Source organism: Aliirhizobium wenxiniae (assembly GCF_019511445.1).
GTDB classification, from domain to species: Bacteria; Pseudomonadota; Alphaproteobacteria; order Rhizobiales; family Rhizobiaceae; genus Neorhizobium; species Neorhizobium wenxiniae_A.
Genome location: NZ_JAEUAN010000005.1, coordinates 321,196 through 335,090, shown reverse-complemented (window position 1 = coordinate 335,090; position 13,895 = coordinate 321,196). Strand labels below are relative to the sequence as shown.

The 13,895-nt window shown below is 58.3% G+C and carries 19 protein-coding genes; 6 read left to right on the top strand and 13 right to left on the bottom strand.

Annotation, left to right across the window (positions count from 1 at the left end; translation table 11 throughout):
• Positions 1-3: 3 nt before the first annotated feature.
• The gene (gene gatB, locus JNB91_RS09190; protein WP_220325192.1) at positions 4-1,506 is read right to left on the bottom strand and encodes an Asp-tRNA(Asn)/Glu-tRNA(Gln) amidotransferase subunit GatB; all 1,503 of its coding nucleotides are present in this window, start codon (positions 1,504-1,506) and stop codon (positions 4-6) included.
• A 135-nt stretch (positions 1,507-1,641) separates the two neighbouring features.
• Here gatB and JNB91_RS09185 point away from each other — a divergent pair, with 135 nt between their 5' ends.
• Positions 1,642-1,962, top strand: coding sequence for a DUF1294 domain-containing protein (locus JNB91_RS09185; protein WP_220325191.1), 321 nt, complete (start codon positions 1,642-1,644; stop codon positions 1,960-1,962).
• Here JNB91_RS09185 and JNB91_RS09180 read toward each other — a convergent pair.
• Positions 1,959-2,465 (bottom strand): GNAT family N-acetyltransferase, encoded by a 507-nt coding sequence (locus JNB91_RS09180; RefSeq protein WP_220325241.1) that lies wholly within the window; start codon positions 2,463-2,465, stop codon positions 1,959-1,961. The two genes, JNB91_RS09185 and JNB91_RS09180, sit on opposite strands and share 4 nt — an antisense overlap.
• A 314-nt stretch (positions 2,466-2,779) precedes the next feature.
• Here JNB91_RS09180 and JNB91_RS09175 point away from each other — a divergent pair, with 314 nt between their 5' ends.
• Positions 2,780-3,037 carry a YjhX family toxin gene (locus tag JNB91_RS09175; protein WP_220325190.1) on the top strand — a complete coding sequence of 86 codons (258 nt, stop codon included), beginning with the start codon at positions 2,780-2,782 and terminating at the stop codon, positions 3,035-3,037.
• 40 nt (positions 3,038-3,077) lie between these two features.
• Here JNB91_RS09175 and JNB91_RS09170 read toward each other — a convergent pair whose 3' ends face one another.
• From JNB91_RS09170 to gatC, 4 genes are read right to left on the bottom strand one after another with little or no spacing between them, the layout of a single operon-like run.
• Complete coding sequence (locus JNB91_RS09170) at positions 3,078-3,344, bottom strand: hypothetical protein (RefSeq protein ID WP_220325189.1); 267 nt, start codon at positions 3,342-3,344, stop codon at positions 3,078-3,080.
• 21 nt (positions 3,345-3,365) lie between these two features.
• On the bottom strand, positions 3,366-3,830 hold the full coding sequence (locus JNB91_RS09165; protein WP_220325188.1) for a GNAT family N-acetyltransferase: 465 nt from the start codon (positions 3,828-3,830) through the stop codon (positions 3,366-3,368).
• 20 nt (positions 3,831-3,850) lie between these two features.
• Complete coding sequence (gene gatA / locus JNB91_RS09160; RefSeq protein ID WP_220325187.1) at positions 3,851-5,332, bottom strand: Asp-tRNA(Asn)/Glu-tRNA(Gln) amidotransferase subunit GatA; 1,482 nt, start codon at positions 5,330-5,332, stop codon at positions 3,851-3,853.
• Between the two features lie 58 nt (positions 5,333-5,390).
• A complete protein-coding gene (gatC, locus tag JNB91_RS09155) occupies positions 5,391-5,678 on the bottom strand; it encodes an Asp-tRNA(Asn)/Glu-tRNA(Gln) amidotransferase subunit GatC (protein ID WP_220325186.1) in 288 nt (95 codons plus the stop codon).
• Between the two features lie 264 nt (positions 5,679-5,942).
• Between gatC and JNB91_RS09150 the strand changes: the two genes are divergently transcribed.
• Positions 5,943-6,800, top strand: a complete 858-nt coding sequence (locus JNB91_RS09150; RefSeq protein WP_220325185.1) for a M48 family metallopeptidase — start codon at positions 5,943-5,945, stop codon at positions 6,798-6,800.
• Between the two features lie 56 nt (positions 6,801-6,856).
• Here the strand turns inward: JNB91_RS09150 and JNB91_RS09145 are convergent, their stop codons facing one another.
• On the bottom strand, positions 6,857-7,570 hold the full coding sequence (locus tag JNB91_RS09145) for a metal-dependent hydrolase (protein ID WP_220325184.1): 714 nt from the start codon (positions 7,568-7,570) through the stop codon (positions 6,857-6,859).
• A gap of 464 nt (positions 7,571-8,034) precedes the next feature.
• Between JNB91_RS09145 and JNB91_RS09140 the strand changes: the two genes are divergently transcribed.
• A complete protein-coding gene (locus tag JNB91_RS09140) occupies positions 8,035-8,340 on the top strand; it encodes an alkylphosphonate utilization protein (RefSeq protein WP_220325183.1) in 306 nt (101 codons plus the stop codon).
• A gap of 18 nt (positions 8,341-8,358) precedes the next feature.
• A complete protein-coding gene (gene ruvX / locus JNB91_RS09135; RefSeq protein ID WP_220325182.1) occupies positions 8,359-8,853 on the top strand; it encodes a Holliday junction resolvase RuvX in 495 nt (164 codons plus the stop codon).
• On the opposite strand, the gene JNB91_RS09130 is transcribed toward ruvX, so the two are convergent.
• The 3 genes from JNB91_RS09130 to JNB91_RS09120 all read right to left on the bottom strand — a co-directional run bounded on the left by JNB91_RS09130 (position 8,790) and on the right by JNB91_RS09120 (position 10,064).
• Complete coding sequence (locus tag JNB91_RS09130) at positions 8,790-9,122, bottom strand: DUF6105 family protein (protein ID WP_220325181.1); 333 nt, start codon at positions 9,120-9,122, stop codon at positions 8,790-8,792. The two genes, ruvX and JNB91_RS09130, sit on opposite strands and share 64 nt — an antisense overlap.
• A complete protein-coding gene (locus JNB91_RS09125) occupies positions 9,119-9,298 on the bottom strand; it encodes a hypothetical protein (protein WP_220325180.1) in 180 nt (59 codons plus the stop codon). The genes JNB91_RS09130 and JNB91_RS09125 overlap by 4 nt, the downstream gene beginning before the upstream one ends.
• A 121-nt stretch (positions 9,299-9,419) precedes the next feature.
• Complete coding sequence (locus JNB91_RS09120; RefSeq protein ID WP_220325179.1) at positions 9,420-10,064, bottom strand: TetR/AcrR family transcriptional regulator; 645 nt, start codon at positions 10,062-10,064, stop codon at positions 9,420-9,422.
• A 171-nt stretch (positions 10,065-10,235) separates the two neighbouring features.
• Between JNB91_RS09120 and JNB91_RS09115 the strand changes: the two genes are divergently transcribed.
• Positions 10,236-11,171: an AEC family transporter gene (locus JNB91_RS09115; RefSeq protein WP_220325178.1), complete on the top strand. Its 936-nt coding sequence runs from the start codon at positions 10,236-10,238 to the stop codon at positions 11,169-11,171.
• Here the strand turns inward: JNB91_RS09115 and JNB91_RS09110 are convergent.
• The 3 genes from JNB91_RS09110 to JNB91_RS09100 all read right to left on the bottom strand — a co-directional run bounded on the left by JNB91_RS09110 (position 11,153) and on the right by JNB91_RS09100 (position 13,652).
• The gene (locus JNB91_RS09110; RefSeq protein ID WP_220325177.1) at positions 11,153-12,805 is read right to left on the bottom strand and encodes an acyl-CoA dehydrogenase family protein; all 1,653 of its coding nucleotides are present in this window, start codon (positions 12,803-12,805) and stop codon (positions 11,153-11,155) included. The genes JNB91_RS09115 and JNB91_RS09110 overlap by 19 nt on opposite strands.
• Before the next feature lie 207 nt (positions 12,806-13,012).
• A complete protein-coding gene (locus tag JNB91_RS09105) occupies positions 13,013-13,408 on the bottom strand; it encodes a hypothetical protein (RefSeq protein ID WP_220325176.1) in 396 nt (131 codons plus the stop codon).
• Positions 13,401-13,652, bottom strand: coding sequence for a prevent-host-death protein (locus tag JNB91_RS09100; RefSeq protein ID WP_220325175.1), 252 nt, complete (start codon positions 13,650-13,652; stop codon positions 13,401-13,403). The genes JNB91_RS09105 and JNB91_RS09100 overlap by 8 nt, the downstream gene beginning before the upstream one ends.
• Positions 13,653-13,895 lie beyond the last annotated feature (243 nt).

Sequence of the window (13,895 nt, the reverse complement as noted above, 5' to 3'; positions counted from 1 at the left end):
GGCTTATTCCTCGATGCCGAGCTTGGCCTTGACCAACGCCTGCACGGCCTGCGGGTTGGCCTTTCCGCCGGTCGACTTCATCACCTGGCCGACGAACCAGCCGGCGAGCGTCGGCTTGGCCTTGACCTTCTCGACCTGATCCGGATTGGCGGCGATGATTTCATCGACGGCCTTTTCGATGGCACCGGTGTCGGTGACCTGCTTCATGCCGCGGGCTTCGACGATTTCGGCCGGATCACCACCTTCGTTGAGCACGATTTCAAAGAGATCCTTGGCGATCTTGCCGGAAATGGTTTCCGCCTTGATGAGGTCGATGATGCCGCCGAGCTGAGCGGGCGAAACCGGAGTCTCTTCAATGTCTTTGCCGAGTTTGTTCAAGGCGCCAAGCAAGTCGTTGATGACCCAGTTTGCGGCGATCTTGCCATCGCGGCCTTCGGCTACAGCTTCGAAATAATCGGCAATCGCCTTTTCCGAAACGAGAACCGAGGCGTCATAGATCGACAGGCCGAGCTCGGCGACAAAGCGGGCCTTCTTGTCGTCCGGCAGTTCGGTCAGATCGGCGCGCAGGGCGTCGATAAAGGCGTCGTCGAATTCGAGCGGCAGCAGGTCCGGATCGGGGAAATAGCGATAATCATGCGCGTCTTCCTTGGAGCGCATCGACCGAGTTTCGCCCTTGCCCGGATCGAACAGGCGGGTTTCCTGATCGATCACGCCACCGTCTTCGAGTATGCCGATCTGGCGGCGTGCTTCATATTCAATCGCCTGACCGATGAAGCGGATCGAGTTGACGTTCTTGATTTCGCAACGCGTGCCGAAAGCTTCGCCCGGACGGCGCACCGAAACGTTGACGTCAGCGCGCATCGAGCCTTCGTCCATGTTGCCATCGCAGGTACCGAGATAGCGCACGATAGAACGCAGCTTGGTCATGTAGGCCTTGGCTTCGTCGGAAGACCGCATGTCGGGCTTGGAAACGATTTCCATCAGCGCGACGCCCGAACGGTTCAGGTCGACATAGGACATGGTCGGATGCTGGTCGTGCATCGACTTGCCGGCATCCTGCTCCAGATGCAGGCGCTCAATGCCGATCTCGATATCCTCGAACTGGCCCTGACGGTCCGGACCGAGCGAGATGACGATCTGGCCTTCACCGACGATCGGATCCTTGAACTGCGAGATCTGGTAGCCCTGCGGAAGGTCGGGATAGAAATAGTTCTTGCGGTCGAAAATCGAGCGCTTGTTGATCTGCGCCTTCAGGCCCAGCCCGGTGCGCACGGCCTGACGGACGCATTCCTCGTTGATGACAGGCAGCATGCCGGGCATGGCGGCATCAACGAGCGACACGTTACCGTTCGCCGGCTTGCCGAATTCTGTCGAGGCGCCGGAGAAGAGTTTTGAATTGGACAGGACCTGAGCGTGAACCTCCATGCCGATGATCACTTCCCAGTCGCCGGTAGCGCCGGGGATGAAGCGTTTCGGATCAGGGGTACGGACGTCGACTAGGGTCATTTTGGGCTCGTCTCATGCGTGAATTCTTTGAATTTGTGAGGTAGAACAAATGCTCTGGTGGCGCAAGCGAAGTCCGCAAAATGGGCCGATTCTGCCACATGTTGCATTTCGCGATGAACGGGTGATTCGACAGCAATGAGCCTGAGCTTTTTTCTGGCGTTCTGCGTCCTGGCATTTGCCTACAACCTCCTGGTCTTCGGCATCTACGGCTGGGACAAGCGGGCGGCGCGCAATGGCGAGTGGCGGATCGCGGAATCGACGCTGTTGTTACTCGCGTTTGCGGGTGGAGGCGCAGGTGCACTGGCAGGGCAGCGATATTTCAGGCACAAGACCCGAAAGCCGCCCTTCCCGGTGGCGCTGCCACTGTTTTGCATTCTCCAGGCCGGATGCTGCGTGGTGGCGATTGCAGCACCGGATAGAACGGGCGCACTGCTGCAAAAATTAGGTGTGAGCTAGAATTCCTGACCGTAGCTGACGCTCGGCGGCGCTTCCACCAGCAGTTTCGACAGGCCGACGGACTGAACATCCCGGTCGATCTTGGGAGAATAGGCAACAGACAGCCAATGGATGGCGTAACCGTGCTTCTCGAAAAAGCCGATCGCCTCGCTGTTCTGCGCATGGGTTTCGATCCGCACTTTCTCGAATCCCTGACGGACAATCTCCGCCTCGACCTCTTCCAGCAGCGCCTTGCCCAACCCCTGGCCCTGATATTGCGGATCGATCCAGAAGTCGGAGATCAGTTCATCGAGATGTTCGCGCGCCGCCCAGCCGGCGATGTTTCCAACATGCTCGATGACGGTGATGGTCAACCATGAAGAACGTGTAAAGTTGGCAAAGGCTTCGCGCGCACTGCCGCGCATACCGGCCATTTCACCGATCGTCTCCATCGCCTTTTCCCAGGCGCGGAAGCCTATTTCGGCAAGAGCATCAACATCGTCTTCGCGTGCGTTGCGAACTATGGCCTCATCCTTTCATGTTAGGCGACCAGTAGAACACTGTATCTGTCGTTTTACCAGCGCAAGATCTCGTGTGTCGAAGGGACTTGTTGACGAGCACACACAACTCGCCTAGCTGTTTTCATGGAGCGAAACCAGACAGTTGAAGCGCGGTTCGCCTGATGGAGTTTTGATGTTCTCTTCGCAAGAGGCCCGCTGAGGGGCCGGTAGCCGTCAGGCGACTGGCCCAGACAAAAACGCAAGCCCCGACACCTCCTCCGGGTGCCGGAAACGTTTTTGTGCGCTTGAAGCCAAGCGCCTCTCCGGACATCGAAACAATGGATATTTCCCGCGCCGAACAGCGCATTCTCCACCTGCTCGCCCAGGGCGGCAGGATCGAGATCACCCGCGACGACGATCGCAAAATCGAAAAACTGCAACTCTTTACCCGCGAAGGCTGGATCTTCTCCGGCCTCGACCTCCTCACCTTTCGCAAGCTGAAGCAGAAGAAGGCGATCCGATCGCAAGGCGGCAGGCCCTACCGGATTACCGAACGGGGATTGGTGCTGGTGAGAGCCGAACTTAATAACCGATAGAGAATTGTGGCCGGCCTTTCGGTGAAAGGCCGGCTTCCCTTCAGCCCTGCAAGGCGGCTTTCATCGCAGCCCATTCATCGGCGAAAGAACCTGTCGCCACGGATCGTCCTGCACGCCGGTACCAGTAACCGGCATTCCAGTCGTCACCTTCGATACGATGGCAGAGCGCGTGCCCCCAATCGAATGCCTGTTCGCCCTCATGTTGCTGGCACAGATTATGCACATCTTCCCAGTCAGGCCCGTTTGTGAAACCGGCAGCAGCGAGGCGGTCGAAAGCTGCGATCAGAGATGTCAGTTCGGGACTCATCCTACTCTCCTCGGCATTCGGTCAGGTCAAGGACTGCTCCAGATGAACCTTTTCCAGATCCATCCCCATGCTCTTGGAATATTCGGTGCCGCGCCAGGCGATGACAAAGCCGCAACGCTGATAAAGCCTGATCGCACCGACATTCCGCTCATGGGTATGGATGGTCACCATCAAGTGCCCCTCCGCCTTGATGCGGGAGACCATATCAAGGACCAGTGCCTTGCCGATGCCCCTGCCCTGATGGTCCGGAAGAACCCAGAGATCGGAGACATAGTTCGGCGCGCCATCCCGGGCGCACCAGCCGACGATCTTGCCATCCAGTTCGGCAAGCCAGACGTCGCCCTTGGTTTCGCCTGCGAAAATCTCATAGGCCCTGCGGGTCCGCTCCAGGACGTCGGCTGAAAGCTCGACATTTCTGAAGGCATCGCTGGATTTCCACGCAGCAAAACCGACTTCGCCGACCACATGGTGATCGGCGACAGTCATTCTTCGAATTTTAAGCCCGCTTACCACCACTTGGCCGGCGTGAACTTGCCGGCGGCCTGTTCGATGACATGGGCGGTGCGGAAGAGCGTTTCTTCCTCGAACGGCTTGCCGATGAGCTGCAGGCCGAGTGGCAGGCCCTTCTTATCGAGGCCGGCCGGAACGGCGATGCCTGGGAGACCTGCCATGTTGACCGTCACCGTGAAGATGTCGTTCAGGTACATGGCGACCGGATCAGCGGCGAGGTTTTCATCAGCGATGCCGAAAGCGGACGACGGCGTGGCCGGCGTCAGGATCGCATCGACACCTGCGTGGAAAACGGTCTCGAAGTCGCGCTTGATCAGGGTGCGAACCTTTTGCGCCTGCAGGTAATAGGCGTCGTAATAACCGGCAGACAGAACATAGGTGCCGATCATGATGCGGCGCTTGACCTCGGTGCCAAAACCGGCAGCACGGGTCTTTTCGTACATGTCGGCAATGTCCTTGCCATCGACGCGCAGGCCGTAGCGAACGCCGTCATAACGGGCAAGGTTGGACGAAGCTTCTGCGGGAGCCACGATGTAATAGGCCGGCAGGGCGTATTTCGTGTGCGGCAGGGAGATGTCGACGATTTCGGCACCGGCGTCCTTGAGGAAGGCAATGCCCTGTTGCCAGAGCGCCTCAATCTCTTCCGGCATGTTGTCGACACGGTATTCCTTCGGAATGCCGATCTTCATGCCCTTGACCGACTGGCCGAGTGCCGCTTCGTAATCCGGGATCGGAAGATCGACCGAGGTGGTGTCCTTCTTGTCGACGGATGCCATCGACTTCAGCATGATTGCGGCATCGCGCACGTCGCGTGCGATCGGGCCGGCCTGATCGAGCGAGGATGCGAAGGCAACCGTACCCCAACGCGAGCAGCGGCCATAGGTCGGCTTGATGCCCACAGTGCCGGTAAAGGCGGCCGGCTGACGGATCGAGCCGCCGGTATCGGTGGCCGTTGCACCGGCGCAGAGATGCGCGGCGACGGCTGCGGCCGAACCACCGGAAGAACCACCCGGAACGAGCTGCTGGTTAGAGCCCTCGGCCTTCCAGGGGTTGATGACCGGGCCGTAGAAAGACGTTTCGTTGGACGAACCCATGGCGAATTCGTCCATGTTCAGCTTGCCGAGCATGACGGCGCCATCGTCCCAGAGGTTCTGGGTGACGGTCGATTCGTATTTCGGCTTGAAGCCGTCGAGAATGTGAGAGCACGCCTGGGTGTGGATGCCTTCGGTGGCGAACAGGTCCTTGATGCCGAGCGGAATGCCTTCCAGCGCGCCGACCTTGCCGGAAGCGCGGCGCTCGTCGGAGGCCTTCGCCATGTCCATCGCCTTCTCCGGCGTGGTGGTGATGTAGGCATTAAACGTGCCGTTGAAGGCGTCGATCGCGTCGACATAGGCCTTGGTCAGCTCGACCGAGGTGATTTCCTTGGAGCTCAGTTTTTCGCGGGCTTCGGCAATGGTGAGGCTGGTGAGTTCGGTCATGGGCTCTTCAAAATGTTCGAATGCGTGGAGAAGATCGGAAGCGCTTTTGAAAAGCGGCTTATTCTACGACCTTCGGCACCAGGAAGAAATTGCGGTCTGTGACGGGCGCATTGGCGACGACATCCTCGGCCTTGTCGCCATCGGTCACAGCGTCCTGACGCTTGCGCATGTCCATCGGGGTCACCGAGGTCATCGGCTCGACGCCGGTTACATCGACTTCCGAAAGCTGCTCGACGAAATCGATGATGCCATTCAATTCGCCGACCATGCGATTGGCGTCCTCTTCTGTGACGGCAATACGGGCAAGGCGCGCAACGCGCTTTACGGTGGCGAGATCGACGGACATGGCTCAACTCCGGGAATGTAAAATCCCCTCCGCTATAATGGCCACGCCCGCCCTTCGCAACTGCCTAAGCTTCAAGGGATGCGGGAAATCCCATGCGTGGCGCGCGCCACCCGTGTTACGGCAAGTCTCAACCAACATGGATTGATAGTTGCATTTTTTTCCACCGGTTACCGATTTTGGCTCTTTCTTTTCGATAGACCGCTGATTATTCGGAACGCGCAAAATACTTGATAAAATTTATCATATATATGGAGAGGGTAATCCATGGATTTCAAAATCTCGAAAGTCCGTCATTCCAAGGAGAAGCTATACGGCACCATGATGCTGGTGATCGGCATTCTGATCTGGGCCATTGCGGCTATCGCCATAATCGCGGTTGCAATGCTTCAAAGTATCGCGATCGTCTTCATGCTGGCGCTCTATGTCGCAATCTTCTGGTTCATCGGCTTCGTCGGACGCGCACTCGTTCGCGCCTATATGATCGGCCATTACGTCATGGTCAGCGAGCAGCAGTTCCCGCATATCCATGCCATGGTGCAGGAAGGCGCGAAGGCGCTTGGACTGAAGGAAGCTCCGCAGGCTTTCGTCTACAATTCGAGCGGCGTGATGAACGCCATGGCGCTGACGCTGGTCGGGCGCACCCGCTATATCTGGCTCACGTCGCAGTTGATCGATGCCGACAGCGATGAGCAGGTGAAATTCGTGATCGGCCATGAACTCGGCCATCACGTCGCTGGCCACCTCAACACCCTGCCGGGCATCCTGCGCCTTCCGGCCTATATCGTGCCGTTCCTGGGCCAGGCCTATTCGCGAGGCCGTGAGCTGACTTGCGACCGCGTCGGCCTGATCGTCTGCCGCAACCTTCAGGCTTCACGCACCGCATTGCAGATGCTGGCATGCGGCAGCGCCAAGCTCAACGCACAGATGAACCCGGCAGCGTTCGAAGCGCAGGAGCGCATGGTGCCGTCGATCGCCGGCTTCTTCCTGCACATTTTCTCGCTCTATCCGCGCCTGACACGTCGCGTCGAGGCTGTGAGCCAGTTCGCCCTGCAACTGTCCGCCGGCGCCTCGACGTCCAGAACGCGTGAACCGGCCGTCCGCGTTGACGCCCAGCCGGCCTGAGCCAGCAATTTTCCAAAAGCGCCATGCCGGTTCGCCCGGCATGGCTTTTTTTCGGCTTAATCGAAGCTCAGAACAGTGCCGGGCGTCGGCGCCTCGACGCGGGTGCGGCTGCCTTCCATGCCCTTGACGAATTTTTCCGGCGTCTGGTCGATGATCGGGAACGTGCCGTAATGGCAGGGAATGGCGTGCTTGAAATCGAAGAAGCGCTGGCAGGCAAGTGCCGCCACCGCGCCGCCCATGGTGAAGCGATCGCCGACCGGGACAAGACCGATATCCGGCTGATGAAGCTCGTTGATCAGGCCCATGTCGGTGAAGATGTCGGTGTCGCCCATGTGAAGGACGGACATTTCATCGTCGACATGCAGCATCAGGCCGTTGGCGGAGCCGAGCGAATGGGCAACGCCCATCTCATCGACCTGGCCGGACGAGTGCAACGCCTGGGTGAAGGTCGCGGTAAAGCCGTCGAACGCGACCGTGCCGCCGGTATTACCCATTTCGATTTTTTCCACGCCCTTGGTGCCGAGCCAAGATGCAAGATCGGCATTTGCCAGAACAACGGCCCCCTTCTCCTTGGCGATTGCGACCGTATCACCGACATGATCTGCATGACCGTGAGTGAGAAGAACATGCGTCACACCTTCGGTGACATCCTTGATGTTGAGGCCGGCGTCGGCAAAGGGCTGGTTATAGCTCAGGAATGGATCGATCAGGATTTTTGCCTTGGCGGTCTCGATACGAAACGCCGAATGGCCGAGCCGGGTGATCTTCATGGGAGAACGTCCTCCAATACAGTCAAATGAGGGGGAACAAGACCAAATCGAAATTTGATAGAAGGGAGAGGTCGGAACGGACGTTCCGACGCGACGAAAGGAGGTGAGACGATTGAAAATCCGGGTTACGGTGATCGTTAGTTTGTTCGGTTGGCGCCTGACACTGACGATAAGCCGATAACAGCACGGGGGTCGGGCGAAAGCCCGGCTCCCACCGGAAGGAAGGTCGTCTCACCTCCTCGTCGGATAATAGCACGGCACAGGCCGATTTCAAACTTTGCGATGGTCAATTTGGACGGCACTCACGACCTGTCGGCACCGTTGCCGTGAGATCGACCAGATCGGCATCTCCTGCCGCCGCGGTTGCATGGCGCTGAGCTGTGGGATAATCGACTTCCAGCCGTTTCCAGCACCTTCGGGCAATATCGGCAACGGATGCATTTTTCATCACCTAAGGAACACATATGGCAGGCAATGACGACGAATATATCTACGACGAAGCATCCGGCGAGTGGCTTCCCGCATCTGAAGTCGCGGCAAAGGCTGCAGCGGCAGCGGCCGTCCACGATAGCGCCGGCAATGTGCTCGCAGACGGTGACGCCGTTACGCTGATCAAGGATCTGAAGGTCAAGGGCGCTGGCCAGACCTTGAAACAGGGCACGGTCATCCGCTCGATCAGACTGACGGATAATCCGGAAGAGATCGACTGCCGCCATGATACGATCAAGGGGTTGGTGCTGCGCACCGAGTTCGTCCGCAAGAAAAGCTGAGTTCAGGATAGACAAGACATGGCAACACTGACGATCGAGAAACTGGCCGAGGCGCTTCAGCCGAACCAGGCGATTGCCGGGCTTGACCTCGGGACCAAGACGATCGGGCTTGCCATGTCTGATCTCGGCCGGCGGTTTTCCTCACCCCGACCGGTGATCAAGCGGGTTAAGTTCACCCAGGATGCCCAGGTCCTTCTGGCGTTCGCCGAGAAGGAAAAGGTGACGGCCTTCATCATTGGCCTGCCGATGAACATGGATGGCTCGGCCGGGCCGCGCGTCCAGGCGACCCGCGCCTTCGTCCGCTCCATGTCGGAAAAGACCGCCCTGCCCTTTGTCTTCTGGGACGAGCGGCTTTCGACGGTCGCGGCCGAGCGGGCGCTTCTGGAAATGGACGTTTCACGCGCCAAAAGAGCCGAACGGATCGATTCGGCGGCGGCAAGCTTCATTCTTCAGGGCGCGCTGGACAGGCTCTCATCGCTGCGTACGGCAGCGGCTTCATCTTTCGAGGACTGACGCTTGCGCCACCAGGCGGCGATTGTCTTGCGCTTTCTGAAGGCAATGATTGCAAAGACGATCAGGCTGTCGACGGCAATGGCACGGGCCACGAGCGGCGGAATGGTTTCCGGCGGGATACCCAGAACGTTTCCATAGACCTCGAAGACAAGATCATGGGTGTGGCGCGTCAGCATGAAGAAGCCGAAGCTCATGTCGTAGTAGGACAAGCCATACCAGCTCGACAGAAGCGCTACAGGCGCAGCCCAGAGTATCAGGAACCACTTCATGCGGCCTTACCTTTAAGCTCTGCCGGATCCATATCCGTCAAGACGATCCATCTCGACAGCGCCATCAAACTCAAAACAACAGCGGGAACCGCGATGTTCAAAGCCAGTCCTGCGAACGCCCCCGTCAGGACGATCAGCAGTGCATACTGTCTGATGAATGGTATCACACCCGGCATTTGTCTTACGAAACCTGGTTAACAATATATTAACCAACCTAAAGACGCACCAGTTCAGTGCAACGGAAAGCCGTCGTTATGGTTAATTTCGACAGTCAGGTTGTGGAGAACGTTTCTCGGATCAGCCGTATATGGCCCGAACGAGGCGGCGCACGGCGGCGGCCACCTTTTCCCAATCCTTTTCCGCCTTCAGCGGAACGCCGGCAAACTGTCCGCTGACGGAAGCGGAAATCACCAGATGCTGGATGGATGCAAACAGCAGTGCATTGGTGGTTGATGTATCGACGCCCTTCGGCGGTTTCAGGTTGCCCTGCATCCGCTCGAGCCATTTGCCGAGCGATTTCATGCGCGACTCGGAGAGGCGACGAACCTGCGGTGTATCCTGCGAGACCTCCCAGGCGACGATCTTGCAGACCAGCGGATCGTCACGCAGCGCTTCCATGAAATACATGGAGAGCTTTTCCATCAGATCACCATAGGTGAGGACGAACATGCCGCCGGTATCCTGCGGGATCTTGTCGTTCACCCAGCTGCCGAGTTCCTCGCCGATCGCATCGAGCAGACCATCAAGACCGCCGTAATAGCGGTAGATCAGCTGCTTGTCACAGCCGGCGCGACGCGCCACCGCATTGATCCCGAAACCCTGAAAGCCGTGTTCCGAGAGGAGAGCGCGAGCCGCCAGAAAAATCGCACGCTCGGTATTGGCGCGATTGCGCGGTCTTGCGGCCACACCTTCCTTCGTCATCGCGTCGGCAATCTGCAACATTCGCAGCCACTCTCCAGAAAATCAGTCGATTTCGGATAATCCTCTCTCTGCAAGGCGGCAAGCGCGTTACGAGGTGATGCACAGAATTGCGGGCATTGCCTTGCTGCAATTTACGTGCAGAGTGCGGCAAGGGAGAGATAGTTCATAAGAAGATAAGTGTGCCGCTGGCCCATGCTGACCGTATTTGAAAGCATTCTCCCCGTTTTCCTGCTCGTACTTCTCGGTATCGGCCTCAAGCGGACCACAGTCATCAATAGCAATTTCTGGGAAGGGATGGAGCAGTGCAGCTATTATGTGCTGTTTCCCGCTCTGCTGTTCCAGACCATGGCAAAGGCCGATTTTTCGGATGCAAGCAGCATCCATGTCAGCCTGATCGCCATTCTCGCCTTCACCACCATGTCGGTCGTCGTGCTGGCATCATGGCCGGTTTTGAAGCGTGGCAGAATGACGCCCTCCACCTTCACCTCGCTCTACCAGACCTCGACGCGCTGGAACGGTTTCATGGCGCTTGCGATCGCCGCCAAGACCTATGATGCACATGGGCTCGTGGTGGTCGGCATGGTGATGGCCGCTGTCATCGTGCCGGTCAATGCCGGAAGCATCGCAGTCCTTGCCGTCTTCTCCGGGCAGAGACGCGACTATCGCGCCATTGCCATCAAGATCATCAGCAATCCGATGATCATCGCGACTTTCCTCGGCATAGGCATCAACATGACCGGGATACCTTTCTATCGGCCGGTGATGGCAACGGTCGAGATGCTTTCCCAAGCATCGCTCAGCCTTGGCCTGATCACGGTCGGCGCAGGCCTGAAAGTCGCGGACGCGCTGAAACCGAGCATCGGCGTGCTATCGGCCGTCGTAATGAAACTGGTCGTATTTCCGGTTCTCGCCATCGCCGTCGGCATGGCAGTCGGGCTTACCGGCACAAACCTGGCGCTGCTCGCGCTCAGCGCTGCCGTGCCGACAGCGATGAACGGTTATGTACTCGCCAAGCAGATGGGCGGCGATGCCGACTTCTACGCAGCAGCAGCCACGGTGCAGACGGCGCTCGCCTTCTTCACCATTCCGGTCGCGATGTTTTTCGCGAATTACGCAGCCGGCGGGTAAAGAAGGTCGACGATATAGCTGGCGTCGAAACGCGCATCGAGCATGCCGTAAGTCGAGCGCCAGCCACCGGCCAGTCGGGTTTCGAGATAGGCATCGGCAATCTTGCCGGCGCCGAGACGCGCCAGTTCAGCGGCACCGGCGGCCAGCGCCAGTTGCTCGACGAGCAGGCGGGCCGCGCCCTCATCCCGTTCACAAAGCGCCATGGCGGCCCGCAAAACCTCGATCGTCTTTCTGCCCGACGCGCCGAGATCGCGCTCGAAACCGGCAAGTACCAGTTCAAACAGGTCGCGACCGCGTGAGAGGACACGCAGGACATCGAGCGCCATGACGTTGCCCGAACCCTCCCAGATCGCGTTGACCGGCGCTTCCCGGTAGTGACGCGCGATCGGACGCTCCTCTACGTAACCGTTGCCGCCAAGGCATTCCATCGCCTCGTAGATCAGCGACGGGGCAATCTTGCAGTTGAAGTATTTCACGACCGGGGTCATGACGCGGGCAAAAGCCGCGTCAGCCGGATTGCTGGCGGCGCGATCAAAGGCATCCGCCAGACGGAAACCGAGCGCCGTGGCAGCCGCCACGTCAAGCGCCATATCCGCCAGAACCCGTGTCATCAGCGGCTGGTCGACGAGTTTTCTGCCGAACACGTTGCGGCCGCGGGTGAAATGCACGGCTTCAGCCAATGAGGCGCGCATGATGCCGGCGGAAGCGACGGCGCAATCGAGCCGCGTCAACGTAATCATATCGAGAATGGTGCGGATTCCAGCACCCGGATCGCCGAGCAGATAACCGAAAGCATCGGAAAACTCGACTTCAGCCGAAGCGTTGGAGCGGTTGCCGACCTTGTCCTTCAGGCGCTGGAACTGCAGGCCATTGGCCGAACCATCCTCGAGAAGACGCGGAACGAGGAAGCAGCTGATATCGTCCTTCGTCTTCGCCAGCATGATGAAACCGTCGCTCATCGGGGCTGACATGAACCATTTGTGGCCGTTAAGGCGATAGATGCCCTCACCTACCCGCTCGGCAGTCGAGCGGTTGGCGCGCACATCGGTGCCGCCCTGTTTTTCGGTCATCCCCATGCCAAGCGTGATTGCGCTCTTCTGCATTGCAGGGCGATTGGTCGAATCATACTTGCGCGACAGGATTTTCGGCGCCCATTCCTTCTGGACGCGCGGCGATGCCATCAGGGCCGCAACGGAAGCGCTGGTCATGGTCAGCGGGCAAAGATGTCCGCTTTCAAGCTGCGCCGTCAGATAAAACCGCGTGGCGCGGGCCTTATGCTCGCTGCCTTTTGCTTCCGGGATATTCTCCCAGATGGACGAATGCAGGCCGGTCTGCATCGAACGGCGCATCAGCGCGTGCCAGGCGGGATGGTATTCCGTGACATCCTGGCGCTCGCCGCGCGGACCGTGGGTCTTCAGCTTCGGCGGATTTTCATTCGCCATGCGCGCCAGTTCCTGCGCTTCCGGCGACGTCACATAACGGCCCAGCTGGTCGTATTCCTCGCGAATGACGCGATTAAGCCCCCCCGTCAGATCGACCAGAAGCGGATCAGAGCGATAGGCATTGATGCCGGACCAGGGCGCAGGCTGGTTCAGTTCGGCAAATTTTTCTTCGGCGCGGGTCAACTCGTTCATGCTCCGCTTCTAGCGGAAGTTAACAGGAGTGGGAACGGGCACATGACCCGAAATTGGGCTTCTCAACAAATGGCCGCGCTGGGATCCAACCAACCGCCAAACCTATAGCAAATGATCACGATATCAGATGGTAAGAAAAACGATTTCGACGCGCTTCACATGCGCCGCGCCATTATAAATTTGAGAGCTTTGCGGCCTGGAACGGGCTCACGAGCGTTTTACACCCGACAGTCGTCCAATCGCCGCAGCCTCCTTGATCGTACGTGCCATTTCCACAAGGAAAGCCGGACTTACACTGCCCAGCGGACGAATATCCTCGAGGTCATAAGCCTTGTCCAAGGCGACAAGATTATATTCATCAAGAATAATCCAGCACGGGAAACGCAGGCCTGCGCGGCGGCATTCGATCTGGTTGAATGCCAGCGAAAGCCTGTCCTCATCAGGCTGTTGTGAAGTGATCGGAAACAGATAGACGCTGCCAGGAATGTCTTTTGTCCGGATGGCAATACATACTGGCCGGGCTTTTCGACCGGATTCCTCGCCAGCCTGGGCTTGTCGTTTCCAGAGATAGTAAAATCGGACCACATGGCCGCGCTCAAGCATCGGCATCGCCTTCGGCCAAAATCTCGTCAAGGCCGCTCAGCAACTCGCGATGCACGTCATCTGGCGCATCGTAAAGGCCGAAAGCCTGAACCTGCGGTTTTCCGGCCAGCCGCTGATATGCTTCTGCAGTCAGGATGACGAGTTTTTCCTTGCCATACTTGGTCAAAGCGACCGGTTCGACCAAAGCCGTTTCCAGAATTTCGCCGGACGATCTGTTCATGTCGGAAAAAGAGAAACGCTTCATATCACCACCAAATGCCTCAAAATATCACCGCCCAATGCCTCAAACGCAATTTATGCAACTTACGTATTTCATGCAACATACGTATATTTCTGGGGTCGTTTTAGAGGCTGAGGTCGATATTGATTGCCATAGCCGCGTTCGAAGTGGTGAGCAGATGCCGGGTTTCGCTAACAACACGTAGATAACGCCCGATCCCGCTTGCAGCTTGCCCCCCCAAACCTTATAGACCGCCGAACGCAAGCG

Excerpts from the sequence above, each read along its gene's own strand:
- JNB91_RS09175 (WP_220325190.1), top strand. The coding sequence starts at position 2,780 with ATGGATATTTCCCGCGCCGAACAGCGCATTCTCCACCTGCTCGCCCAG.
- gatB (WP_220325192.1), bottom strand. The coding sequence starts at position 1,506 with ATGACCCTAGTCGACGTCCGTACCCCTGATCCGAAACGCTTCATCCCC.
- JNB91_RS09115 (WP_220325178.1), top strand. The coding sequence starts at position 10,236 with ATGCTGACCGTATTTGAAAGCATTCTCCCCGTTTTCCTGCTCGTACTT.
- JNB91_RS09120 (WP_220325179.1), bottom strand. The coding sequence starts at position 10,064 with ATGTTGCAGATTGCCGACGCGATGACGAAGGAAGGTGTGGCCGCAAGA.
- JNB91_RS09185 (WP_220325191.1), top strand. The coding sequence starts at position 1,642 with ATGAGCCTGAGCTTTTTTCTGGCGTTCTGCGTCCTGGCATTTGCCTAC.
- JNB91_RS09165 (WP_220325188.1), bottom strand. The coding sequence starts at position 3,830 with ATGACTGTCGCCGATCACCATGTGGTCGGCGAAGTCGGTTTTGCTGCG.
- JNB91_RS09150 (WP_220325185.1), top strand. The coding sequence starts at position 5,943 with ATGGATTTCAAAATCTCGAAAGTCCGTCATTCCAAGGAGAAGCTATAC.
- JNB91_RS09130 (WP_220325181.1), bottom strand. The coding sequence starts at position 9,122 with ATGAAGTGGTTCCTGATACTCTGGGCTGCGCCTGTAGCGCTTCTGTCG.
- JNB91_RS09100 (WP_220325175.1), bottom strand. The coding sequence starts at position 13,652 with ATGAAGCGTTTCTCTTTTTCCGACATGAACAGATCGTCCGGCGAAATT.
- JNB91_RS09145 (WP_220325184.1), bottom strand. The coding sequence starts at position 7,570 with ATGAAGATCACCCGGCTCGGCCATTCGGCGTTTCGTATCGAGACCGCC.
- gatC (WP_220325186.1), bottom strand. The coding sequence starts at position 5,678 with ATGTCCGTCGATCTCGCCACCGTAAAGCGCGTTGCGCGCCTTGCCCGT.
- JNB91_RS09110 (WP_220325177.1), bottom strand. The coding sequence starts at position 12,805 with ATGAACGAGTTGACCCGCGCCGAAGAAAAATTTGCCGAACTGAACCAG.
- JNB91_RS09125 (WP_220325180.1), bottom strand. The coding sequence starts at position 9,298 with ATGCCGGGTGTGATACCATTCATCAGACAGTATGCACTGCTGATCGTC.
- JNB91_RS09105 (WP_220325176.1), bottom strand. The coding sequence starts at position 13,408 with ATGCTTGAGCGCGGCCATGTGGTCCGATTTTACTATCTCTGGAAACGA.
- JNB91_RS09140 (WP_220325183.1), top strand. The coding sequence starts at position 8,035 with ATGGCAGGCAATGACGACGAATATATCTACGACGAAGCATCCGGCGAG.
- JNB91_RS09170 (WP_220325189.1), bottom strand. The coding sequence starts at position 3,344 with ATGAGTCCCGAACTGACATCTCTGATCGCAGCTTTCGACCGCCTCGCT.
- gatA (WP_220325187.1), bottom strand. The coding sequence starts at position 5,332 with ATGACCGAACTCACCAGCCTCACCATTGCCGAAGCCCGCGAAAAACTG.
- ruvX (WP_220325182.1), top strand. The coding sequence starts at position 8,359 with ATGGCAACACTGACGATCGAGAAACTGGCCGAGGCGCTTCAGCCGAAC.